The sequence below is a fragment of the Bacillus cereus group sp. BfR-BA-01349 genome, assembly GCF_022663795.1.
Lineage (GTDB): Bacteria > Bacillota > Bacilli > Bacillales > Bacillaceae_G > Bacillus_A > Bacillus_A cereus.
Map to the genome: position 1 here is coordinate 144153 of NZ_JAKUGE010000003.1, position 23199 is coordinate 167351.

The window sequence follows — 23199 nt, forward strand, 5'->3', positions numbered from 1 at the left end:
CTCTTTTTTCGGAAAGAGAAGTTTTTTTCTATGAAAGAAAGGCGGGGTAATGATGAAAGTAAATAAAAAACAAGTTATCAAATTATTAGAGACAATCGGGCTTTTTATGGAACTAAAGGGTGCGAATCCATTTAAAATATCTGCATTTCGTAAAGCGGCAGCAGCATTAGAAAGTGATGATCGTAGTCTTTCTGAGATTGAAGACTTCACAAAGATTCCGGGCATCGGAAAAGGAACAGCAGCCGTTATTCAAGAATATATAGAATCGGGAACATCTGAAGTATTACAAGAACTTGAAAAAGAAGTACCGAGTAGCTTATTACCGTTATTAAAACTACCAGGTCTTGGTGGTAAAAAGGTGGCTAAGTTATATAAAGAGCTAGGCGTTATTGATATGGAGACGTTAAAAGCTGCTTGTGAGGAAAATAAAGTACAAGCTTTAGCTGGTTTCGGTAAGAAGACAGAAGAGAAAATATTAGAAGCAATCGATCAAGTAGGCTCTCGTCCAGAGCGTTTACCAATTGCGATGGTATTGCCTATTGCCGGGGAAATAGAGGAGAAATTGTCGAATATTGCTGAAGTAATTCGTTTCTCTCGCGCTGGTAGTTTGCGCCGTGTTCGTGAAACAGTGAAAGATTTAGATTTTATCATTGCAACGACAGAACCAGCAGCGGTACGTGAGCATTTACTACAATTCGATAATATGATTGAGGTAATCGCAAGTGGGGATACGAAAGTTTCTGTTCGTCTTCAATATGAATATGATATTTCAATCGATTTCCGCTTAGTAAAACCAGAAGAGTCTATTACAACACTTCACCATTTCACAGGATCAAAAGACCATAACGTGAAAATGCGTCAAATCGCAAAAGATAAAGGCGAGAAAATTAGTGAGTACGGTGTAGAGAACTTAGAAACAGGTGAAGTGAAAACATTTGAGACTGAAGAAGACTTCTTTGCTCATTTCGGTCTACCATTTATTCCGCCAGAAGTGCGTGAAGATGGAAAAGAAATTGAATTAATTAAAGAGTATCCGAACTTAATTCAGTTTTCCGATATACAAGGTGATTTACATATGCATACAACTTGGAGTGACGGTGCTTTTTCTATTGAAGAAATGGTACAAGCGTGCCGTGCTCGTGGATATAAGTTTATGGCGATTACTGATCACTCGCAATACTTAAAAGTAGCGAATGGTTTAACGAAAGAGTGTCTTCGTGAGCAAGCGAAAGAAATTGAACGTATGAATGAAAAGTATCCAGACATTACAATTTTACGCGGAATTGAAATGGACATTTTACCAGATGCCTCGCTTGATTTTGATGATGAAGTATTAGAAGAATTAGACTATGTCATTGGAGCGATTCACTCTAGCTTCTCACAAGACCGTGAAACGATCATGAAGCGTCTGCGTACTGCACTTGAGAATAAACATGTCACAATGATTGCTCATCCGACAGGACGTCTTCTCGGGCGCCGTGAGGGTTATGATGTAGATACAGATTTATTAATTGAACTCGCAAAAGAGACAAATACAGTTTTAGAATTAAATGCGAATCCGAACCGTCTAGATTTAAGCGCAAAATTATTAAAACAAGCACAAGATGCTGGTGTAAAAGTAGCGATTAATACAGATGCTCATACACTTGAAATGTTAGAAGATATGGAAACAGGTGTAGCAGCAGCACGTAAAGGTTGGATTCAAAAAGATAACGTGATTAACACATGGGATATTGAACGTTTATTAGACTATATTAAACGTAATAAGTAACACAAGGGGGACCTGCAACATGTTAGAAAGAACGTTGCGTGTATTAGAATACAATAAAGTAAAAGAACAATTACTTGAACATACAGCCTCTTCACTTGGCCGTGACAAAGTGAAGCATTTAGTGCCGAGCACTGATTTTGAAGAAATTGTAGAAATGCAAGATACAACGGATGAAGCAGCGAAAGTTATTCGTTTAAAAGGTAGTGCACCATTAGGTGGTATTACGGATATTCGCTCAAATGTGAAGCGTGCAAAAATTGGGAGTATGTTAAGTCCAAATGAATTACTTGATATTGCGAATACGATGTATGGTAGTCGTAATATGAAACGTTTCATTGAAGATATGGCTGATAACGGTGTTGAGCTTCCGATTTTAGAAACTCACGTCGCTCAAATTGTATCTTTATATGATTTAGAAAAGAAAATTACAAATTGTATCGGTGACGGCGGTGAAGTAGTGGATAGCGCAAGTGATAAACTGCGTGGGATTCGTACTCAAATTCGTACTGCGGAAAGCCGTATTCGTGAAAAGTTAGAAAATATGACGCGCTCTTCAAACGCGCAAAAGATGCTGTCTGACTTGATTGTAACGATTCGTAACGAACGTTACGTAATCCCAGTAAAACAAGAATACCGCGGCGTATATGGTGGTATTGTTCACGATCAATCAGCTTCTGGACAAACGTTATTTATTGAACCGCAAGTCATTGTAGAATTAAATAACGCACTGCAAGAAGCTCGTGTGAAAGAGAAACAAGAAGTCGAACGCATCTTATTGATGTTAACAGAAGAAGTGGCAGTAGAAGCTGATATCGTTTTATCAAACGTAGAAGTAGTTGCGAATCTTGATTTCATTTTTGCGAAAGCTTTTTATGCAAAGCGAATTAAAGCAACGAAACCAATCGTAAATAACGAGCGTTATATGGATTTAAGACAAGCTCGCCATCCGCTAATCGATCCAGAAATTATTGTGCCAAATAACATTATGTTAGGTAAAGATTTCACGACAATTGTTATTACAGGACCGAATACAGGTGGTAAAACAGTTACGCTGAAAACAGTTGGTATTTGTGTTTTAATGGCGCAATCTGGTCTTCACATTCCAGTAATGGATGAGTCAGAGATTTGTGTGTTTAAAAATATATTTGCTGATATCGGTGATGAGCAATCGATTGAACAAAGTTTAAGTACGTTCTCCTCACATATGGTGAACATCGTTGATATTTTAGAAAAAGCTGATTTTGAAAGCTTAGTTTTATTCGATGAATTAGGTGCTGGAACAGACCCACAAGAAGGTGCTGCACTAGCAATTTCGATTTTAGATGAAGTATGTAATTGCGGTGCTCGCGTTGTTGCAACGACGCATTATCCAGAATTAAAAGCGTACGGATATAACCGTGAGCAAGTTATTAATGCGAGTGTTGAGTTTGATGTAAATACATTAAGTCCAACTTATAAATTATTAATCGGTGTACCAGGCCGTAGTAATGCCTTTGAAATTTCGAAACGTCTTGGATTATCTGATCGCGTTATTGACCAAGCACGCAACCACATTAGTACAGATACGAATAAAATTGAAAATATGATTGCGAAGTTAGAAGAAAGCCAGAAGAACGCAGAGCGTGACTGGAACGAAGCAGAAGCACTTCGCAAACAATCTGAAAAACTTCATCGTGAATTACAACGTCAAATCATTGAATTTAACGAAGATCGCGATGAACGATTATTAAAAGCGCAAAAAGAAGGGGAAGAAAAAGTCGAAGCCGCAAAGAAAGAAGCAGAAGGCATTATTCAAGAACTTCGTCAATTGCGTAAAGCACAGCTTGCAAACGTGAAAGATCACGAGTTAATTGAAGCGAAGAGCCGTCTAGAAGGCGCAGCACCAGAGCTTGTTAAGAAACAAAAAGTAAACGTGAAAAATACTGCGCCGAAGCAACAGTTACGTGCAGGTGATGAAGTAAAAGTATTAACGTTCGGTCAAAAAGGTCAATTACTTGAAAAAGTAAGCGATACTGAGTGGAGCGTACAAATCGGTATTCTGAAGATGAAAGTAAAAGAATCTAACATGGAATACATTAACACACCGAAGCAAACAGAGAAAAAAGCAGTTGCAACGGTAAAAGGTAGAGACTATCACGTTTCATTAGAACTTGACCTTCGTGGTGAACGATTTGAAAATGCAATGGCGCGCGTTGAGAAATACTTAGACGATGCCCAGCTTGCAAGCTATCCTCGCGTATCAATTATTCACGGTAAGGGGACAGGAGCACTTCGCCAAGGTGTACAAGATTACTTGAAGAAGCATCGTGGTGTAAAAACCTTCCGTTACGGTGACATGGGCGAGGGAGGCCTAGGCGTAACAGTTGTCGAATTAAAATAGAAAACAACGAAACAAAGGGGAAACCATTATATGTTTATGGACAAACTTGCAAAAGTATTGTTAGCTTGTTGCGGAATATTTTTGGTGATTGGGGTTATTTATTTAGTTGTTTTTGCGAAGTGAAAAAGCGTCAATCGTGGCAGAATGATATTGCCATAGATTGACGCTTTTAATATATGTGAAAAGGAATAGAACATGAAAATCAACCAATACATAAGCGAAGCAAAATCATGCTCCAGACGTGAAACAGATCGCCTCATTAAAGCTGGACGCGTGGCTATTAATGGTGAAATATGTACGCACGGTGCACTTGTGAGCGATGGTGATGTTGTAACGATTGATGGGCAAGTTATTGTAAAAGAAGAGAAAGAAAAGGTGTACATAGCCTTTCATAAACCAGTCGGAATTACTTGTACAGCAGCTGATCATATTGAAGATAATATTATTGATTATATCAATTATCCAGAGCGAATCTTTCCAGTTGGACGATTAGATAAAGCATCGGAAGGACTTATCTTATTAACGAATGACGGCGGCATTGCGAATCGAATTTTACATGGTGATCATGAGCACGAGAAGGAATATGTTGTCACAGTCGATAAACCTTTTACGGACTGGTTTATTGATGAGATGTCCAGCGGTGTAAAGATTAAAGATGGAATGACGAAGCCGTGCAAAGTGACAAGAGTCGATCAATCAACATTTCGTATTGTTTTAACGCAAGGAATGAACAGGCAAATTCGTAGAATGAGTCGAGCTTTCGGGTTTACTGTAATAAAGCTAAAGCGAGTACGCATTATGAATATAGAGCTAAATGAGCTTGAAGTTGGAAAGTGGCGGAGCGTTACGGCTGAAGAGTTAGAAATTTTAATAGGGCAGTTATAGGGAGGGAAAATTTTCTCCCTATATTTTTTTTGTCAGAAAAAATAAAACTATTGATTTTTTAAAAAATAGTCCATATAATAAAAAGCAACAAGTTTCGACAAGATATTTTATAAAAGTAATGATGAGGACATGAGTTGTATTTTACGATTCTCAGAGAGGGAAGCCTTAGGCTGTGAGCTTCCTAATACGAAAAGACAAGCTTACCACCTCTAAACTTCAAGAGTGAACTGCATACATGATGCATTGTAATTCTTGGCGGATAAAACCGTTATCAATTTACACGAGCTATAAAATGAGCGTATTTCGTTATAAATTCATTTTATTAGAATAAGGGTGGAACCACGATTTCAACACTCGTCCCTTTGTTAGGGACGGGTGTTTTTTGCGTTCTTTTACGGGGAAGTATGCTTGAAAGAGGATATGTAACGGATTTCAATTCAGAATATTTTGTTAATTTATCATTTTAGGAGGTTAGTAGAAATGAAATCATCTTTAAAGTTTTCAGAGATGTTTGCAATAAGTTTAATGTTATTTGCACTGTTTTTTGGTGCAGGTAATATGATTTTTCCACCAGCGTTAGGGCAAGGTGCTGGAACGGACGTATGGATCGCGCTGTTTGGTTTTATCGTAACAGGCGTTGGACTACCTTTATTAGGAGTAATTGTTATAGCTTTAAAGGGAGATATTAATGAGCTAGCAGGACGTGTACATCCTATATTCGCACTTGTTTTTATCACTGCAATTTATTTATGTTTAGGCGTATTCGTAAGTGTGCCGCGTACAGGAACAGTAGCTTATGAGATGAGTGTTGCACCGTTTTTACCAAGTGAGATAGCTGGTCAGTCATATCCACTTGTTATCTTTACACTTATTTTCTTTGCAGTCACTTTCTATTTAGCTTTAAATCCTTCGAAATTAGTGGGTCGTATTGGTAAGGTGCTAACTCCAATATTATTAGCTGTTATTGCAATTATCGTAGGTAAAGCACTTATTACACCAATTGGAGAATTTGGTGCACCGACAGAAGCGTATAGTGCTCCTCTCTTCAAAGGATTTATTGATGGATATTTAACTTTAGATGGACTTGCAGCACTGGTATTCGGAAATGTTGTAATTCATGCGTTAAAAGAAAAAGGTATTACAAATAAAAACAGTATTGCAAAAGTAACAATCTTTGCAGGATTTATTGCAGCGCTTGGTCTACTACTTGTGTATTTAGCACTTGCTTATCTTGGAGCTTCTAGTGTGTCACTTGGAATGGGTGCAAACGGAGGAATTATTTTAACAAATGTCGTGAATCATTTATTTGGTAGCTACGGAACTTTATTATTAGGGATCGCAATTACAGCAGCATGTTTGACAACTTCTGTAGGTATTGTTGCAGCTTGTGGTGATTACTTCTCTTCCTTATTACCAAAGCTTTCTTATCAAAAAGTCGTTTTCATTTTCTGTGTATTAGCATTTATGGTAGCAAACCTTGGGTTAACTCAGTTAAATGCATTAGCATTACCAATCTTAATCGCAATTTATCCAATTGGAATCGTACTTATCGTATTATCACTTGTTGAAAACTACGTTCGTCTTCCATTAGCGATGTATGTGGGCGGGATTGTAGGAGCATTTGCAATAAGTTTCTTTGATGGATTACACAATGCAAACCTTCAAATTGCAGCGCTAGCACCTATTTTAGATAAGATTCCATTATATAGTGTAGGAATTGGTTGGTTAGTTCCAGGGATAATCGGTATAGGATTTGGTTATATAGTTTCTAAGTTTCAAAAGCAGGAAATTGCTGTAGAGAAATAGAGAAAAGAGACTTTCTATAACAGAAAGTCTCTTTTTTTGTAAAAAAAGCAGCATATAGAGAAATTCAGATATTAAAAATTTTATACGTAATATAGTTGACAAAAAATTTATGAGTAGGCTAAGATTGACTTAGTTGTGGAAATATTGGAAGGGAAGTGAGGGAAAAGGGGTTTCTATAACTATAGTGTTGTTATGGGAAGAGGTGAAAGAAGAGGAGAAGAGATAGTTTATTTTTTTTTGATTTTCATTGAGAATGATAATCAATAAATACGTTTTATCATTTTTTCTCAGTTTCTATGCCTTCGTATAAGGAATAGGGTGAGATATTATTTTTAACATTAAATGAGAATGATAATCAATAATACTTATGTTACATAAAAGAATGCTAATTAAATAATAGGTAGAAGAGATTATTTTTTTCTTATAAATTGAGAATAATTATCATTTTCAAGAAGTGAAATAAAAGATAACCAAGGAGGAAACAAGAAAAATGAAAAAGGTTTCTGTATTACCCGCTTTTATTATAACGTTCGTATGTATGCTAGCTTTTCTTGTAATGCCATACGGGAATGCTTCAGCAAAACTAGCTGATGGTACTTACGATATTAATTACGTAATTCAAAAAGCGGAAAATGATTCAGCTTCAATGGCAAATGACTATTTTGAAAAGCCGGCAAAATTAATAGTGAAAAACGGTGAGATGAGAGTACAAGTTCCGATGAATCATAGTGCTTGGATTACAGAATTTAAAGCACCAGAGAATGGGAATTTTGTTGATGCGAAAGTTGTTAGTAAAGATGAATCGGCAGATAAAAGAACAGTAGAGTTTAAAGTAGATGATTTATCCAAACCGGCAGCTGTAAAAATTCATGTTGTTGTACCAAATGCAAACTATGACCACCACTACACAATTCGTTTTGCATTTGATGCAAATGTAAAAGCTGTAGGTGGCGATAACGGCGTAGCTGCTACAAAAAAAATAATGATCAAGCGAAAACAGATACACAAGTAAAAGAAGAGAAAACAAAAGTAGAGAGTAAGGAAACAGCTAAAGAAGTGAACAAAGAAACAAAAAATGAAAATGGAAAAGCTGAAAAAACAGATAACCCAAAAACAGGCGATGAAGCACGTATTGGATTGTTTGCAGCGTTAATTCTTATTTCAGGTGCTTTCTTAATTCGTAAAGTGAAGTTGAGTAAATAAATCTTTTGAAGGGTGATGAATATATGTTTAAACAATTTAAAATGATTATTGCCGTATTTGCTGTTTTATTTACGTTTATCGCAACACTAGGTTTACAAGATGCAAAGGCTGCTACAAAACTAGCTGATGGAAAATATAATATTGCTTTTACTGTATGGAAAGGCGATAAAGATGAATCGTCTAGAATGAATAGTTATTTTGAAAGCCCAGCAACATTAACAGTTAAAAATGGAAAACAATACGTTTCATTTAAAGTGAAAGATAGTGCTTCTATTAAAGGTTTCCAAGTAGAAAAAGATGGTCAATTTGTAGAAACAACCGTGTTAAGTGAAAACAAAAAAGATAATACTAGAGTAGTAGAATTTGAAGTTGCTGACTTGTCAAAAAAACTAAATGGAAAGGTGAAAATTAATATTCCAATTATTAATTATAATGCTTCGTATGATATTCGCTTTGTATTTGATGGGAGCAGTATTAAATAATTTTCAAAAGGGAGAGTCGTTCCATTGAACAGGTATACAAAAATTATTGTTGCTATGTTTTTAATGATATTTACATTCGTATCAACATTACAACCACTTGCAGTTCAAGCAGCTACCAAGTTGGCTGACGGTGAATATTCAATTGGGTTCAAAGTTTTAAAAGATACATCAGATGAAGAATCGATGATGAATCAATATTCAGTAAGCCCAGGGACTTTAAAAGTGAAGGATGGGAAAAAGAAAGTATCCTTTACATTAACGAATAGTTCATGGATTACGAAGTTTGAAACAGAAAAAGCAGGTAAGCTAGTTGCGACAAATATAATTAGTGAAGATAAAGAAAAAGATACAAGAGTAGTAGAATTTGATGTAGAAGATGTAGAGAAGGTATTAAATGCAAAAGTAAAAGTAGATATTGATTTTTTAAATTATCATCATGAGTACGACGTTCGTATTGCATTTGATCAAAATAGTATTACACCAATTCATGTGGAACAACCAAATGAAAAAGAGGACCCAGCTAATAAGCCAGATCCAAATGAAAAACCGGATCCAAGTCAGAAGCCCGACCAAAAGCCTGACCCAGATCAACAACCAAATTCTAACACAATTACAGATGGTGCGTACAGCATTCCATTTAAAGTGTTAAAAGATCAAACAGATGAAGAATCTAAGATGAATACTTACATGGTAAATCCAGGAGTATTAAAAGTAGAAAACGGTAAGAAAAAAGCAATTGTAACATTAAAAAGTAGCTCATTAATTAAAAATTTTCAAACGGAAAAAGATGGCACATTTGTTGATGCAAAAGTAGTAAGTGAGGATACGGAAAAAGATACAAGAGTAGTAGAGTTTGAAGTAAACGATTTATCTAAAAAACTAAATACAAAAGTATTTATCGAAATGGCATCAAGAAATTATAAGCAAACGCATGATGTACAACTTTTATTTGAACAAGATAAACTTGAACAAATTAAAAATGAAGAGAAACAACCAGAAGTAGAAAAACCAGAAGCAGAAAAACCAGAAGTAGAAAAACCAGAAGTAGAAAAACCAGAAGTAGAAAAACCAGAAGCAGAAAAACCGGAAGTAGAAAAACCAGAAGTAGAAAAACCGGAAGTAGAAAAACCAGAAGCAGAAAAACCGGAAGTAGAAAAACCGGAAGTAGAAAAACCAGAAGTAGAAAAACCAGATGAAAATAAAAAATCAGATGAAAATAAAAAACCAGATGCTGAAACAATTAAAGATGGTGAATACAGCATCAATTTCAAAGCATTAAAAGATCAAACAGACGAAATTTCAATGATGAACACATATACAAAAAGTCCAGGTGTGCTAAAAGTAAAAGATGGTAAGAAGTATGTATCATTTACGTTAACGAACAGTTCTTGGATTACAAAATTTGAATTTGAGAAAAATGGTTCGTTTGTTGATGCACATGTAATAAGTGAAGATAAAAAAGCTGATACACGCGTAGTGGAAGTAGAAGTACCAGATTTATCAAAAAAGTTAAATGCAAAAGTAAAAGTAGATATCGATTCAATGAATTATCACCATTTTTACGATATTCAATTTGCATTTGATAAAGGTAGCATTAAGCCGTTAGATAGCCAAGGCGGAAACAACAACCAAGGCGGAAACAACAACCAAGGTGGAAACAACAACCAAGATGAAAAAAATAAACCGAGAGTAATAGTTGATTCGAAAAATTTAGTAGATGGCCAATATGATATTACATTTAAAGTATTAAAAGATAAAACAGATGAGATTTCAAAGATGCATGACTATGTTGTAAATCCAGCGAAATTAATCGTAAAAGATGGTAAAAAATATATTGAGATGACGCTGAAAAATAGTGCGTGGATTACGAAATTCCAAGCGGAAAACAATGAACTATTCGCTGATGCGAAAGTAGTAAGCGAAGATAAAAATGCAAATACGCGAGTAGTACAGTTTGAAGTAGAAGATCTATTTAAAAAATTAAACGCAAAAGTAAAGGTAGACATCGATGAGATGAACTACCATCATTTCTACGATGTACAAATTCAATTTGATACAAATAATATCGGCGCGTTAGGAACTATTAAAGAGGAACCGAAAAATGAACCGAAAAATCCAGTGACTACACCGAAAGTAGATAATGTAAAAACAGTAGGTACTCCTGATTTTAATCGAAATGCAGATGGTCACAATAAAAAAGAAGATACAAAAAATGATTCGAAAAAAGAGAAAAACTCAAAAACTGCAGATACAGCACAACTTGGTTTATACATGGTGTTACTGCTAGGTTCACTTGCTTTACTAGTTCGTAAATATAGAGCAGGTAGATTGTAATTTTTGGAGTCTTGATGCATGTTCGCGTGCATCAAGACTTGTTTCATATTGTATGGAAAGGAGTGGTGATTGAGAGTGAAGAAAATTGCAAGTGTACTAATGGCTATCATTTTGTTAATGAGTATAGCCGGGTGCTCATCACCAAAAAAAGAATCAGCAAAGCAGATAAAGAGTGAAAGTAAAGAGCGCGTCGTTGCAACAACAGTGGCTGTTACTGAAATTATGGATGCGTTAGAAGTAGATTTAGTCGGCGTTCCAACAAGTTCTAAAACTTTACCGAAGCGATATAAAGGTTTACCTGAAGTTGGGAATCCAATGAGTCCAGATATGGAAAAGGTAAAGTCATTAAAGCCTTCAGAAGTGTTATCTGTGACAACACTTGAATATGAATTAAAGCCAGTTTTTGATGGTGTGGGTATGAAAGCAAACTTTTTAGATTTAACGAGTTTGAAAAATATGCAAAGTTCTATTAGCGATTTAGGTAAGAAATATGGGCGTGAAAAACAGGCCGAAGCAGTAGTAACTAAATTAGATAAAAAGGTTGCTAGCATTCAAAAAGAAGTAAAAGGAAAGAAAGAACCGACAGTGCTTATTTTATTAGGTGTGCCAGGAAGTTATTTAGTAGCAACAGAGCATTCTTATATTGGAGATTTAGTGAAACAACTAGGTGGTAAAAATATTGTGCAAGGTGAACAAGTAGAATATTTAGCTTCTAATACAGAGTATTTAAAGAAAGCTGATCCAGATATTATTTTACGAGCAGCTCATGGTATGCCTGATGAAGTTGTAAAAATGTTTGATAAAGAATTTAAAACAAATGATATTTGGAAACACTTTGCTGCGGTTAAAAATAACCGTGTTTACGATTTAGAAGAGCGTTTATTTGGAACGACAGGTAATTTAGCAGCAATTGAAGCATTAGATGAATTGAAAAAAATGATGTATCCGTGATGCATTTTAATATAAAGGAAGAGTAGAATGAATAAAAAAACTTGGAGTTTCCTCATTGTTACTGCATTGCTTATTGTTATGACATCATTGTCAGCGATGAAAGGTAGTTTAGAAGTAGGTATTGTTGAACTTGTACAAGGGATATTTACAGGTGGAAATGAAGATGTTGAAGTCATTAAAGATTTACGTTTTCCGCGTATTATTATTGCGTTGTTCACTGGAGCGGCTCTCGCTGTTTCAGGTGTGCTTTTTCAAGCTGTTATGAAAAATCCACTCGCTGATGCTGGGGTAATCGGTATATCTTCAGGAGCAAGTTTTATGACACTCGTTATTATTACGTTGTTCCCGCAATTCTTTTTCTGGACACCCGTATTCGCCTTTTTAGGTGGTGCGCTTGCATGTTATCTCGTTTATTCGTTTTCATGGAAATCAGGATTAAGCCCGCTTCGCATTATTTTAATTGGTATTGCCATTAATGCAATGTTTACTGGATTAAATGAATCATTCGTTACGATTTGTGGATATTTTATTAAGAGTATTAAGCAAACGACGACTTCTAACATAACAATGAAGACATGGGGCGATGTAGAAATAATGGTGACTTATGGAACGGTTGGTCTTATTCTTGCTCTGTTCGTAGGGGCTTGGTGTAACTTATTATCGCTACAAGATAAGACTGCGAAAAACTTAGGCTTGCACGTGACGAGAGTTCGTCTTATTATTTCTGCCATTGCAGTACTCTTAGCGGCAGTATCAACAGCGATTGCAGGTGTTATTGCTTTTGTAGGATTACTAGTTCCGCATATTTCAAGACAATTAGTCGGTTCAGACCATAAAGTATTAATTCCATTTTCTGCTCTTGCAGGGGCGTTATTAATTTTGACGGCAGATACGATTGGAAGGTTAATTGTGCCACCTAACGAAATTCCAGCAGCAACAATTATGGCGGTTATTGGTGGTCCATTCTTAATATTCTTGCTTAGAAAGAGTGATAAAGTTCATGGAAATTAAAAATGTAACCTTTTCATACGATAACGTAACAAATCGATTAAAGTCTGTTAGTAGTGAAATAGAAATTGGGAAAATTACAACAATCATTGGACCGAATGGATGTGGGAAATCAACATTACTTAGTGTCATGTCTAGAAACCACGCTCCTAGCAGTGGAGAAGTAATACTTGATGGGAAAGCGATTAGTGAATATAAACCGAAAGAGTTTGCTAGAAAACTAGCGGTTGTCCATCAACAAAATGAGGCTTCAGCAGATATTACAGTGGAAAAGCTAATAAGCTTCGGGCGTATGCCATATAAAAATATATTCTCTCCGCAAACAGATGAAGATAGAGAAGCGATTGAGCGTGCGCTAGTATGTACGAATTTACAAAGTAAGCGTGATAAGCCAATTTATGCTTTATCTGGTGGAGAGAGGCAGCGAGTTTGGATCGCAATGACATTAGCTCAAAATACACCAATGCTCTTCTTAGATGAGCCGACCACATATTTAGATATTTACTATCAGCTAGAAATATTAGAGTTAGTGAAAGAGTTAAATGAAGTGCATGGACTAACGATTGTAATGGTATTACATGATATTAATCAAGCCATTCGTTATAGCGACCATATTATCGTTATGAAAGATGGAGAAATCATTACGAAAGGTAATCCTAATGATGTAATAACAGAAGAAATGGTTAAAGCAATATATGGTGTAGATGTCATTGTAAAGCAGGATGAAGATACCGGATTGTACATGGTACCTATGGGAATCTAAAGGCTGAGCATAATCCGTTTTGAGGTGATAATTTGAATAGTAAGAAAGGACGGAAAAAGAATTCTTTTTTTCAACGCATACTTACAATTATGTTTTTAGGAATCTTTTTCTATTCAATGTATGAGTTGGGCGGGATTTTCATGGATTATTATGAAAATCGTAAAGTAATGGCTGAGGCACAACATATTTATAAAAGAAGTCCAATGGAAGAAAAATCAGAAGATGGAGAGGTACGTAAACAGTTTCAGGATCTCCAGAAAATTAATCCAGAGATAGTCGGATGGATTACGATGGATGATACACAAATTAATTATCCAATCGTTCAAGCAAAAGATAATGATTACTATTTATTTCGTAATTATAAAGGTGAAGATATGAGAGCGGGAAGCATTTTTATGGACCATCGTAATGATGTGAAATCTCAAAATCGAAATACGATTTTATATGGCCATCGTATGAAAGACGGTTCTATGTTTGGTAGTTTAAAAAAGATGTTGGATGAAGACTTTTTTATGTCTCATCGTAAATTATATTACGATACATTATTTGAAGGATACGACGTGGAAGTTTTTTCAGTATACACGACAACAACGGACTTTTATTACATTGAAACGGATTTTGAAAATGATGCAGCATATACATCGTTCTTAAAGGAAATTCAAGAAAAATCACTGTACAAAACGGATACGGAATTGACGGCTAATGATGAAATCGTAACACTTTCTACTTGTGACTATGCGCTTGATCCAGAGGCTGGAAGGCTAGTTGTACACGCAAAATTAATAAAAAGAAATTAAAGAAAAAAGTATAGAATATGAGAAGTGATAGATAACGCTTCTCATATTCTATACTTTAAAAAAGGACTGTTTTTACTGTGCTGCAGCCATTGGCATACGTACAACTTTTACATCATAGTAAGCAATTTTATTATCAAGAATATATTCTGGCATTCCGCCTTGATGTGAGTGAGCATCTTTAAATGCAGCGCTCTTTGTCCAACCTTGGAAATCTTCTTTTGCATTCCAGCGAGTGCTAATTGTTACTTCATCATAATCAACTGTATTTTGCGTTAAAAGAACTTCTAGACCTAAAAAGCCTGGCATCGTTTCAACTTTACCTACTTTATTAAAACGCTCAATTAATTTATGTCCATTTCCCTTTGTAATTTTAGCTGTATTTGTAACAATAATCATGTTTATTCCTCCTATTAAATATAGCCTTTATTTTCGAGAACTCATATACATTAAATGATAATGAAAATCATTATCATTGTCAATGCTAAATGTGAAATATAAAAGTTTTTTATATTATATTGGACAGTAAGATTTCCAGTTCAAAATGTAGTAAATATGTGGCAGTTAAGCGAGAGAATGAGCGAGTTGTACTAGCAAAGCAATAATATGGTATAGTGAAACGAGGCTGTTTTTTCAGTCTCGTTTTTTAAATGCTTCCTGTAGAGAAAGCATGCAAATGGAAAGGAAGTTATTATATGCGATCAGAAGTAACTGTAAAAATAAAACCGAAATTTATAAAAGAAATTAAAAGTGGATATCCGCTTATTTTAAAAGATGCGATTCAAAATTTAAATGATGTTCAGGAAGAAGGAACAATCATTAAAGTAGTAGATGAGAAGAACCAATTTATCGGAAAAGGCTATTATGGAAAACAAAATAAAGGATACGGCTGGATTTTAACGAGAAAAGAGAGTGAACAAATTAATCAGTCTTTCTTTGAAAGTAAAATAAAATCTGCCTTACATAAACGAAAGCAATTTTACAAATCAAGTGATACGACAGCATGCCGCGCCCTAAACGGTGAAGGTGATGGTCTTGGAGGACTAATTATCGATTATTATGATGGCTACTACGTAGTAAGTTGGTATAGTGAAGGGATTTATACTTTCAGAGATGAGATTATAGCCGCTCTTCAAAAAGTAGCAAACTTTAAAGGTATTTATGAGAAAAAGCGTTTTGATACGAAAGGGAAATATATTGAGGGTGATGATTTCGTAGCAGGAGAGCGCGGTGAGTTCCCGCTTATCGTAAAAGAAAATGGTGTGAACTTTGCTGTTTATTTAAATGACGGAGCGATGGTTGGTGTATTTTTAGATCAGCGTAACGTTCGAAAACAAATTCGTGATAAGTATGCAAAGGGAAGAACCGTGTTAAATATGTTCTCTTATACAGGTGCTTTTTCTGTATTTGCAGCGCTTGGCGGAGCGAGCAAAACGACGAGTGTCGACCTTGCAAATCGTAGTTTAAGTAAAACGATTGAGCAGTTTAGTGTAAATGAAGTTGATTATGAAGCGCAAGATATTATTGTAGAAGATGTATTTCTTTACTTCAAATATGCAGCGAAGAAAGAAATGAAATTTGATATGGTCGTACTTGATCCTCCAAGCTTTGCACGCTCAAAAAAATATACATTTAGTGCAGCAAAAGATTATAAAAATTTATTAAAAGAAACAATTGCTATTACAGAAAATAACGGTATTATCGTTGCTTCTACAAATTGTAGCGCATTCGATATGAAAAAGTTTAAAGGCTTTATCGATACAGCCTTTAAAGAAATGAATGGCAAATATAAAATATTAGAAGAACATTCTTTACCAGAAGATTTCCGTACCATTGATCAATTTAAAGAAGGAGACTATTTAAAAGTAGTTTTCATCGAGAAAATTAAAGGTTAATAAAGAAAAGGAGCTCGAGTTTACTTGAGCTCCTTTTCTTATTGAACGATATTTTGTACTCTACCGACTTGCCCGTCCTGCAATCGCACTTTAATGCCATGCGGATGGGAAGGGGAGTTTGTTAAAATATCTTTTACAATTCCACGTGTTAATTTGCCTGTTCGTTGATCTTGTTTTAATACAATATCAACTTCAAGACCGGGTGCTATATTAGAACGTTTTTGTCCGTTCATTTACACACCTGTACGTCTACGTTGGTTGTTTGTTTTCTTTGTTTGTTGGTTTTGTAATTTTTTTGTTTCTTGGCTTTGATTTTTGGCATTTTGACCATTACCGTTACCTTGCCTTTTCTTTGCAAGTTGTTCACGCATTAAATCAGCTAAGCTTACTTTTTTGTTTTCTGACATGATAAGTCTCCTTTATATAAAGTTAATTATGAACTATCGTAGTAAATTTCATCATATCATTGTTAGGGAAGGAAGGGAAGTTGGTTTGAAAATTCATATAATTCTTCACAGTATTCATTCGTTACGATACAATTAAAATGCTAATGTTTGTAAAAAAGGGGATAGACATATGTCACATCATATTTTATTAGTTGAAGATGATATCTCAATTCAAGAGATGGTGGAAAAGTATTTAATAAAAGAGGGCTTTCAAGTAACAATTGCGTCTGATGGAGAAGAAGGCGTGAACACATATTTAAAAGGTTCATTTGATTTGATTATCCTTGATATTATGATGCCAAAGCTAGATGGCTTAGAGGTTGTACGAATCATTCGAGAAAAAAGTGCAGTTCCGATTTTAATGATGTCGGCAAAAGATACAGATGTTGATAAAGCTGTTGGATTAGGACTTGGAGCAGATGATTACATTTGTAAGCCATTTTCTATGATTGAATTAGCTGCACGTGTAAAGGCAGGTATTCGGAGGTCTACGAAATATTCGGCTACAGAATCAACAGAAGAAAAAATGATTCAAATTGGTGATTTAACAATCGATCCAATTAATTTTACGGTTGAAAAAAACGGGAAACCTCTCAAACTTACTTTAAAAGAATTTGAGATCTTAAAACTGTTCGTAAAAAATCAAAATCGTGTATTTACGAAAGCACAAATATACACGTTAGTTTGGAACGAAGAGTATTACGGTGACGATAACGTCATTAATGTTCATATGAGAAGATTGCGTGAGAAAATCGAAAGTGATCCATCTAATCCAGAATATATTAAAACGTTATGGGGCATCGGCTATAAGCTGGAAGTGATGTAATATGATCAATTTGTTAATAGGTATTATTTTTATATTGTTATGTGTTATTTATATGCAATATAAAATGAGAAAAAATAGTAGTAAAAATTTACGATACACATATGAAAAGTTAGAAAGTATTGTAAATGAAAAAACAGGCGAGACGTTACTCGTTATGACAGATGATCTAGAATTGCAAAAATTATTAGTGGCAATTAATCAATTATTAGATGCAAAACAGAAAACGAATGCAGATCATGCAAAAGTAGAAATTTCGATGAGAAAAATGCTTTCAAATATTTCGCATGACTTGAAAACACCACTAACAGTTATTCTTGGATATACAGAAATGTTAAATAAGGATAAAACGATGAATAAAGAAGAACAACAAATATTACTTGAGAAAGTGCATACGAAAACACTAGAAGTGATGGAGCTAATTCATAAGTTTTTTGATTTAGCGAAATTAGAATCTGGTGACAAAGCAATTGAAATGACAAAAGTAAATATGAATGAAGTTTGTCGCGAGAAGATTTTATCATTTTATGATTTAGTGACGACGAAAGGTTTTCAGGTTCATATTGATATACCAGAAAGAAATATATACGCACTTGGAAATGTGGAAGTATTAGGTAGGGTATTGAATAATTTAATATCAAATGCGATTACATATGGAGACGATGGAAAGGCACTCGGTATGACGTTAAGAGATGATGACACGAGCGTGTATATAGATATATGGGATACAGGAAAAGGAATTGATGAATCTCATATTGATAAAGTGTTTGAGCGTATGTATACACTTGAAGATTCAAGAAATAGATTGTACCAAGGAAGCGGTCTAGGATTAACGATTACGAAACGGCTTGTGGAAGCGATGGACGGAAAAATTCATCTTTCTAGTAAACCGTATGAAAAAACAATTTTTACAATTGTATTAAAAAAGATGCTGTTTTAGCTTGTAGAGAAGTAGATTCTACAAGCTTTTTTTCAGCGTAAGGAATTTGTAAGAAACGGGTAAGAAAAAAGAGATTTCCGTTGTCTATTATAGAAATATAGAGTATTGCGAAAGGGGAAAGTAACATGACATATATATTAAAAACAAATCAGTTAACGAAAGTGTTTAAAGGGAAAGAAGTTATTTCCAGTGTTAACATGCATGTGAAAAAAGGAGAGATATACGGTTTTTTAGGACCAAACGGTGCTGGTAAAACAACGATTATGAAAATGATTACAAATTTAATAAAACCGACGAGTGGTGATATTGAAATCTTCGGTGATAAATTAACAGATACATCTTATGAAGTATTAAAAAGAATGGGGACAATTATTGAATATCCAATCTTTTATGATAAATTAACGGCGAAAGAAAACTTAGACCTACATTGTGAATACATGGGCTACTACGATAAAAATGCAATTGACCATGCTTTACATTTAGTGAAACTACAAGGGGTAGATAATAAAAAAGTAAAAGATTTTTCATTAGGAATGAAACAACGACTCGGTATTGCAAGGGCAATCGTTACAAAGCCAGAATTGCTCATTTTAGATGAACCAATTAACGGTTTAGATCCAATTGGTATTAAAGAGTTACGAGACTTATTTAAAATGCTCTGCAAAGAATATGGCATTACATTATTAGTTTCTAGTCATATTTTAGGTGAGATGGAACTAATGGCCGATACAATTGGTGTGATTCAAAATGGAAAACTAATAAAAGAAGTTTCAATGAAGAGTATTAACGGAAAACAAACAGAGTATATTGAAATTACTGTTCCTGATGTGAAACGTGCAGCTTATATTTTAGAAGATAAACTTGGTATAAAAAATTACAAAATAATGAGCGGAAACATGATTCGGATTTATGAAGTGGCGGTGACACAGCAAGCCATTTCAAAAGCACTTATTATGAACGATGTGGAAATTGAAAGTATTAATAAGAAACATAGTTCCTTAGAAGAATATTTCTTAAATGTAATGGATGGAGAAGGTATTCATGCTTAATGGACTGTGGCTGAACCTGGTAAGTGGATTTATCGTAATGCTAATAAGTGGAATTTTATATTATAGAAAACCAGAGCGGAAATGGTTGTTCATTGTACTAGTGATAGGAATGTTAAGCTTCGTTACTGCTGGAATTAGAATGTTAGCAGCGTAGAGACAGGTATATAAAGAATGGAGGCGTAATTTATATGTTTAAATTAATGAAGCTCGAATGGAAGAAACATAAATTATCTCGTTACTTTAAAAGTGTAGCAATTTGTATTATAGCAATTTTCGCTGCAGTAAGCCTTATGGCATTGGGAATGAAAGCCGAGGAAGACATGCTCTTCTCTGACTTCACACAGAACATGGCTGCAGCAAATATTTTTATTAGGATAACATTCATTATTTTTAGTTCGGTCATTTTATCACGTTTAGTAATTGATGAGTATAAGAACAAAACGATGCAATTATCGTTTATGTACCCGCTGCAAAGGAAAATGCTAATGAGGGCGAAATTAACAATTGTTTTTTGTTTTTGTTTTGTGAGCACCATTATCGCTACTTTTATTATTAGTTTACTCGTATATTTTGTGAGTCCAATAATGGGACTGATTGAAACGCCAGCTACGATAGGTGAAATAATAGCTATCGTTCCAGATACTTTTATAAGTGCATTTATGATATCTGGTATAAGTTTAATTCCTTTATTTTTTGGAATGAGAAAGAAATCGACACCGACAACGATTACTTCGGCAGTAATAATTGGTATGCTGATTAGTGGTAACGTTGGTCCTGGAAACGATCAAGTAAGTATGTTTGATTTTATAGCTATCCCAATCGTGCTCTGTTTATTAGGGATTTTCATTAGTTATTTATCGTTTCGTAAAATCGATAAGATTGATGTGGTGTGAAGCAAGCTTAAAACAACAACGAACTGGGGTATGAATGGTGAAAAAGATAATAGTAATTGCAATATTATTCATTACAATTGCTAGTGTAGTTTTTGGTATTAAGGTATTTCAGGGGAAAGATTTTAAGAAAGAAAAGTCTTTTGAGATAAATAATATAAAAGAAATAGAAGTAGATAATGAAAACTGGAATCTTGAATTTAAAAGTACAGACGCTAATAAAATAGTAATTTCTGCTCAAGGTGAACAACCAGATAAAGAGATAGATCCCGTCAAAATAGAAAATGATGAAAATAAAATTGTGATTAAGCAAAAACAAAAGGTGAACAGATTTTTTTATGGTTTTACGTTTAGGAAGAAAAATAGTATATCTATAGCTATTCCGAAGAAAGAAATAGATAAAATTGTATTAAATAATAAATTGGGTGATGTGAAAATAAACGATATAGTAGTAAAAAGGATCGTGACAAAAGGCAAATCTGGAGATGGAATGATTACAGGACTATCGGCAGAGAAGGGTGAATTTACATCCGAAAGCGGAGATTTAATGTTAAAAGATAGTTCATTACAAGAAGTAAATATAACTTCCACTACTGGTGATAATTATGTAAAAAATGTAAAAAACGAAAATATGAACATCACTTCAACATCTGGGGAAGTATTACTGAAAGATATGACAGAAGGAAAATCATTATTTGTAGAAACAAAATCAGGGGATATTGGCGTACGGTATAAAGGTGTCCCGGCATCATTGAAGCTTATGGCTAAAAGTAATTCGACTGACGTAATAGTGGATTTAAAAGGACTTAAGAAAGATAAAAATACAGAAAAGATAAAAGAAGGAACTATTGGTGATGCAAAAAACGAAGTGAAGATTTTAAGTAAAACAGGGGTAATTTATATTGATTAAAGTTTAAATGAAAGGAGGAATATCATGCTACGTCTTATGAAGCTAGAATTGAAGAAGTTTAAGTTTGGATGGTATGTGAGGGGAGCAGTTATTGCAAATATCATTATACTGGCATTATTAATCTTTGTTAGTTTCATTGCACAAATAGAAGGAGATCCAGAAATAAGAGATCCGCAGATGATTTTGCTAATGGCTAGTACAGTAGTAAGAGCAACATTTATTATTTTTGGTAGTGTGTTAATCGCAAGGTTAATAATTGGCGAATATAAAAATAAAACAATACTACTCATGTTTTCTTATCCTATTAACCGAAAGAAAATGATGGCTAGTAAGTTGGCTATTACAGCGATAGTAACATTTATAACAGTTATTGTATCTAACATTTTAGTAGTAGGAATTTTCTTTGGGATAGATAGTTATTTTTCAATTCTTCCTCATTCATTCACAGTAGATCAATTGGTGCAAGAAGGAATAAAACTGGTTCCTTTAGCTATTGCAACTGCGGGAATGAGTTTAATCCCATTGTATTTCGGAATGCGTAAACGTTCAGTGCCAACTACAATTGTTTCATCTCTTATCGTTGTAGCAATTGCAATGAATAGCAACCCAGCGTTTCCTACAGCAACTTTACTTCCCCTTCAACTAGCACTCGCAGCAATTGGAGCTGTGATTGCATATTACGGAATTAAAAATATAGAGAAGGAAGATATAACTGTATGACAAGAATAAGAAAAAAGAGTTGGCGTTACACTAACTCTTTTTTGTATATGTATGCTTCGTTACTACTCTGTAAATTTGGAGTGTTTGCTTAAATACTCTTGAACTCCTGGAGAGATATTAAAGTTATTAGGACTTTTATATTCGATAGTAAAATCTCTGTCTCTACTTGTCTCAAAGGAGATGGCATAGCTATTCATTTTAGCATCGTAAGAAGTATTTTTGACTTCTGCATCTAGATTAAAATATTTTGTAATATATTCTTTTGAGTCCGTAATTGCTGCTTGTTTTCCCCAAGGGGTACCATAATAGGTGAAATAAAGAGATACACTAATAACTCCAATAAGGGAAGTTAGTAAAATAGTTCCCATAGCTATTTTTTTATTTTTTGTATTCAATTTGGTTACTCCTCTTCGTAATATGTATTCATTTTAACCTATATATTCCATAAAACAACCATTTTAAAAAATAGTTTCACATGAAACAAGTTACAGAAAAAGACAAGATATGTAAACACCTTGTCTTTTTTGTCATTACATTTTAGGAGCTACCATTCCAGCCGCAGCCCACTCTTCTTTTGCGGGGCCGTACACACCAGGAACTGTTAAGCCGGCTTGTCGCATTAAAACCGTCATTTGCCCGCGATGGTGATTTTGATGATTAATAAGTGTCATTAAAAATATAGAATTCGGCATAGGGCGACCAAAGAAGTCGTTAATAGTAGCTAAGTCTTTATCAGTCCATTTATTTTGAAGTGTTTCAACAAAAGCCGCGTTCACTTTACGGTACTCATCTGCAATTGTTTTTGCAGAAGTTGGAACAGGATAATCTTTCGTTTCTCCTTCAAACTTTAGCCCTGTGCCAGATAGTATAACAGGAATTGCCGTCACGATATGCCAAGCGACTCTTCCTAAAGTCCAATGTTCAGGTGCAATTTCTTGTGATAAAGATGCATCGGTTAATGAATCAAGCATTTTCTCAGTAGACTCTGCTTCGTATGTCCATGATTGTAAAAAGCCTTCAATTGTTTGGTACATAGTTATCCCTCCTATTTTTGTTCATAGATTAAATTCGTGAGAGATAATATAATCCCTGTTCCACAAGAAATAATTAATTAAGCATTGCTACAATATGAAAACAATTAGAAAATAT

At 34.5% G+C, this 23199-nt stretch carries 23 protein-coding genes, 1 pseudogene and 1 other annotated feature; of the genes and pseudogenes, 19 read left to right on the forward strand and 5 right to left on the reverse strand.

Going from position 1 to position 23199, the window contains the following annotated elements; translation table 11 throughout:
• The first annotated feature begins 52 nt into the window (after window positions 1–52).
• The 11 genes and pseudogenes from polX (at window position 53) to srtB (ending at window position 14380) form a co-directional block, all read left to right on the forward strand.
• Window positions 53–1771: a DNA polymerase/3'-5' exonuclease PolX gene (gene polX, locus MR169_RS03480; RefSeq protein WP_242318894.1), complete on the forward strand. Its 1719-nt coding sequence runs from the start codon at window positions 53–55 to the stop codon at window positions 1769–1771.
• Between the two features lie 19 nt (window positions 1772–1790).
• Complete coding sequence (locus tag MR169_RS03485) at window positions 1791–4151, forward strand: endonuclease MutS2 (RefSeq protein WP_242318895.1); 2361 nt, start codon at window positions 1791–1793, stop codon at window positions 4149–4151.
• A 195-nt stretch (window positions 4152–4346) separates the two neighbouring features.
• Window positions 4347–5036, forward strand: coding sequence for a 23S rRNA pseudouridine(2604) synthase RluF (locus MR169_RS03490; protein ID WP_061663239.1), 690 nt, complete (start codon window positions 4347–4349; stop codon window positions 5034–5036).
• Between the two features lie 109 nt (window positions 5037–5145).
• Window positions 5146–5401 (forward strand) — a binding site (T-box leader).
• A gap of 115 nt (window positions 5402–5516) precedes the next feature.
• Window positions 5517–6842, forward strand: a complete 1326-nt coding sequence (brnQ6, locus tag MR169_RS03495) for a branched-chain amino acid transport system II carrier protein BrnQ6 (RefSeq protein ID WP_000842650.1) — start codon at window positions 5517–5519, stop codon at window positions 6840–6842.
• 490 nt (window positions 6843–7332) lie between these two features.
• Window positions 7333–8045: pseudogene (gene isdC / locus MR169_RS03500) on the forward strand (heme uptake protein IsdC).
• A 23-nt stretch (window positions 8046–8068) separates the two neighbouring features.
• Entirely contained in the window at window positions 8069–8527 is a 459-nt protein-coding gene (locus MR169_RS03505; RefSeq protein WP_137074308.1) for an NEAT domain-containing protein, read from the forward strand.
• A gap of 24 nt (window positions 8528–8551) precedes the next feature.
• Entirely contained in the window at window positions 8552–10861 is a 2310-nt protein-coding gene (locus MR169_RS03510; protein ID WP_242318896.1) for an NEAT domain-containing protein, read from the forward strand.
• A gap of 69 nt (window positions 10862–10930) precedes the next feature.
• Window positions 10931–11812: a heme ABC transporter substrate-binding protein IsdE gene (isdE, locus tag MR169_RS03515; RefSeq protein WP_242318897.1), complete on the forward strand. Its 882-nt coding sequence runs from the start codon at window positions 10931–10933 to the stop codon at window positions 11810–11812.
• A 27-nt stretch (window positions 11813–11839) separates the two neighbouring features.
• On the forward strand, window positions 11840–12823 hold the full coding sequence (locus tag MR169_RS03520; RefSeq protein ID WP_044796489.1) for a FecCD family ABC transporter permease: 984 nt from the start codon (window positions 11840–11842) through the stop codon (window positions 12821–12823).
• Window positions 12813–13583, forward strand: a complete 771-nt coding sequence (locus tag MR169_RS03525) for an ABC transporter ATP-binding protein (RefSeq protein WP_242318898.1) — start codon at window positions 12813–12815, stop codon at window positions 13581–13583. Before MR169_RS03520 ends, MR169_RS03525 begins: the two co-directional genes overlap by 11 nt.
• Before the next feature lie 32 nt (window positions 13584–13615).
• Window positions 13616–14380 (forward strand): class B sortase, encoded by a 765-nt coding sequence (srtB, locus tag MR169_RS03530; protein ID WP_242318899.1) that lies wholly within the window; start codon window positions 13616–13618, stop codon window positions 14378–14380.
• A 72-nt stretch (window positions 14381–14452) separates the two neighbouring features.
• On the opposite strand, the gene isdG is transcribed toward srtB, so the two are convergent.
• Window positions 14453–14776, reverse strand: a complete 324-nt coding sequence (gene isdG / locus MR169_RS03535) for a heme oxygenase (RefSeq protein ID WP_000587818.1) — start codon at window positions 14774–14776, stop codon at window positions 14453–14455.
• Between the two features lie 296 nt (window positions 14777–15072).
• Here isdG and MR169_RS03540 point away from each other — a divergent pair, with 296 nt between their 5' ends.
• Window positions 15073–16272, forward strand: a complete 1200-nt coding sequence (locus MR169_RS03540; protein ID WP_242318900.1) for a class I SAM-dependent rRNA methyltransferase — start codon at window positions 15073–15075, stop codon at window positions 16270–16272.
• 38 nt (window positions 16273–16310) lie between these two features.
• On the opposite strand, the gene MR169_RS03545 is transcribed toward MR169_RS03540, so the two are convergent.
• Together MR169_RS03545 and MR169_RS03550 are read right to left on the reverse strand one after the other, a co-directional pair.
• Window positions 16311–16505, reverse strand: coding sequence for a YwbE family protein (locus tag MR169_RS03545; protein WP_001014310.1), 195 nt, complete (start codon window positions 16503–16505; stop codon window positions 16311–16313).
• Complete coding sequence (locus tag MR169_RS03550; RefSeq protein WP_242318901.1) at window positions 16506–16679, reverse strand: hypothetical protein; 174 nt, start codon at window positions 16677–16679, stop codon at window positions 16506–16508. It lies immediately after the preceding gene.
• Window positions 16680–16848: 169 nt separating this feature from the next.
• Here MR169_RS03550 and MR169_RS03555 point away from each other — a divergent pair, with 169 nt between their 5' ends.
• The 7 genes from MR169_RS03555 to MR169_RS03585 all read left to right on the forward strand — a co-directional run bounded on the left by MR169_RS03555 (window position 16849) and on the right by MR169_RS03585 (window position 22050).
• Window positions 16849–17544, forward strand: coding sequence for a response regulator transcription factor (locus MR169_RS03555; protein ID WP_016118692.1), 696 nt, complete (start codon window positions 16849–16851; stop codon window positions 17542–17544).
• 1 nt (window position 17545) lies between these two features.
• Window positions 17546–18481, forward strand: coding sequence for a HAMP domain-containing histidine kinase (locus MR169_RS03560; protein ID WP_044796492.1), 936 nt, complete (start codon window positions 17546–17548; stop codon window positions 18479–18481).
• A gap of 125 nt (window positions 18482–18606) precedes the next feature.
• Window positions 18607–19530 carry an ABC transporter ATP-binding protein gene (locus MR169_RS03565; RefSeq protein ID WP_044796494.1) on the forward strand — a complete coding sequence of 308 codons (924 nt, stop codon included), beginning with the start codon at window positions 18607–18609 and terminating at the stop codon, window positions 19528–19530.
• On the forward strand, window positions 19523–19684 hold the full coding sequence (locus MR169_RS03570; RefSeq protein ID WP_000931813.1) for a hypothetical protein: 162 nt from the start codon (window positions 19523–19525) through the stop codon (window positions 19682–19684). Before MR169_RS03565 ends, MR169_RS03570 begins: the two co-directional genes overlap by 8 nt.
• Before the next feature lie 34 nt (window positions 19685–19718).
• The gene (locus MR169_RS03575) at window positions 19719–20423 is read left to right on the forward strand and encodes an ABC transporter permease (protein WP_242318902.1); all 705 of its coding nucleotides are present in this window, start codon (window positions 19719–19721) and stop codon (window positions 20421–20423) included.
• A gap of 34 nt (window positions 20424–20457) precedes the next feature.
• Entirely contained in the window at window positions 20458–21330 is an 873-nt protein-coding gene (locus tag MR169_RS03580; RefSeq protein ID WP_136986143.1) for a DUF4097 family beta strand repeat-containing protein, read from the forward strand.
• Window positions 21331–21354: 24 nt separating this feature from the next.
• A complete protein-coding gene (locus MR169_RS03585) occupies window positions 21355–22050 on the forward strand; it encodes an ABC transporter permease (protein ID WP_000945182.1) in 696 nt (231 codons plus the stop codon).
• Between the two features lie 62 nt (window positions 22051–22112).
• Here the strand turns inward: MR169_RS03585 and MR169_RS03590 are convergent, their stop codons facing one another.
• Entirely contained in the window at window positions 22113–22445 is a 333-nt protein-coding gene (locus tag MR169_RS03590) for a YfjL-like protein (protein ID WP_242318903.1), read from the reverse strand.
• Between the two features lie 135 nt (window positions 22446–22580).
• Window positions 22581–23084, reverse strand: coding sequence for a DinB family protein (locus MR169_RS03595; protein WP_000284964.1), 504 nt, complete (start codon window positions 23082–23084; stop codon window positions 22581–22583).
• Window positions 23085–23199: the final 115 nt, after the last annotated feature.

Excerpts from the sequence above, each read along its gene's own strand:
- polX (WP_242318894.1), top strand. The coding sequence starts at position 53 with ATGAAAGTAAATAAAAAACAAGTTATCAAATTATTAGAGACAATCGGG.
- MR169_RS03485 (WP_242318895.1), top strand. The coding sequence starts at position 1,791 with ATGTTAGAAAGAACGTTGCGTGTATTAGAATACAATAAAGTAAAAGAA.
- MR169_RS03490 (WP_061663239.1), top strand. The coding sequence starts at position 4,347 with ATGAAAATCAACCAATACATAAGCGAAGCAAAATCATGCTCCAGACGT.
- brnQ6 (WP_000842650.1), top strand. The coding sequence starts at position 5,517 with ATGAAATCATCTTTAAAGTTTTCAGAGATGTTTGCAATAAGTTTAATG.
- MR169_RS03505 (WP_137074308.1), top strand. The coding sequence starts at position 8,069 with ATGTTTAAACAATTTAAAATGATTATTGCCGTATTTGCTGTTTTATTT.
- MR169_RS03520 (WP_044796489.1), top strand. The coding sequence starts at position 11,840 with ATGAATAAAAAAACTTGGAGTTTCCTCATTGTTACTGCATTGCTTATT.
- MR169_RS03525 (WP_242318898.1), top strand. The coding sequence starts at position 12,813 with ATGGAAATTAAAAATGTAACCTTTTCATACGATAACGTAACAAATCGA.
- isdG (WP_000587818.1), bottom strand. The coding sequence starts at position 14,776 with ATGATTATTGTTACAAATACAGCTAAAATTACAAAGGGAAATGGACAT.
- MR169_RS03540 (WP_242318900.1), top strand. The coding sequence starts at position 15,073 with ATGCGATCAGAAGTAACTGTAAAAATAAAACCGAAATTTATAAAAGAA.
- MR169_RS03545 (WP_001014310.1), bottom strand. The coding sequence starts at position 16,505 with ATGAACGGACAAAAACGTTCTAATATAGCACCCGGTCTTGAAGTTGAT.
- MR169_RS03550 (WP_242318901.1), bottom strand. The coding sequence starts at position 16,679 with ATGTCAGAAAACAAAAAAGTAAGCTTAGCTGATTTAATGCGTGAACAA.
- MR169_RS03555 (WP_016118692.1), top strand. The coding sequence starts at position 16,849 with ATGTCACATCATATTTTATTAGTTGAAGATGATATCTCAATTCAAGAG.
- MR169_RS03560 (WP_044796492.1), top strand. The coding sequence starts at position 17,546 with ATGATCAATTTGTTAATAGGTATTATTTTTATATTGTTATGTGTTATT.
- MR169_RS03565 (WP_044796494.1), top strand. The coding sequence starts at position 18,607 with ATGACATATATATTAAAAACAAATCAGTTAACGAAAGTGTTTAAAGGG.
- MR169_RS03570 (WP_000931813.1), top strand. The coding sequence starts at position 19,523 with ATGCTTAATGGACTGTGGCTGAACCTGGTAAGTGGATTTATCGTAATG.
- MR169_RS03575 (WP_242318902.1), top strand. The coding sequence starts at position 19,719 with ATGTTTAAATTAATGAAGCTCGAATGGAAGAAACATAAATTATCTCGT.
- MR169_RS03580 (WP_136986143.1), top strand. The coding sequence starts at position 20,458 with ATGGTGAAAAAGATAATAGTAATTGCAATATTATTCATTACAATTGCT.
- MR169_RS03585 (WP_000945182.1), top strand. The coding sequence starts at position 21,355 with ATGCTACGTCTTATGAAGCTAGAATTGAAGAAGTTTAAGTTTGGATGG.
- MR169_RS03595 (WP_000284964.1), bottom strand. The coding sequence starts at position 23,084 with ATGTACCAAACAATTGAAGGCTTTTTACAATCATGGACATACGAAGCA.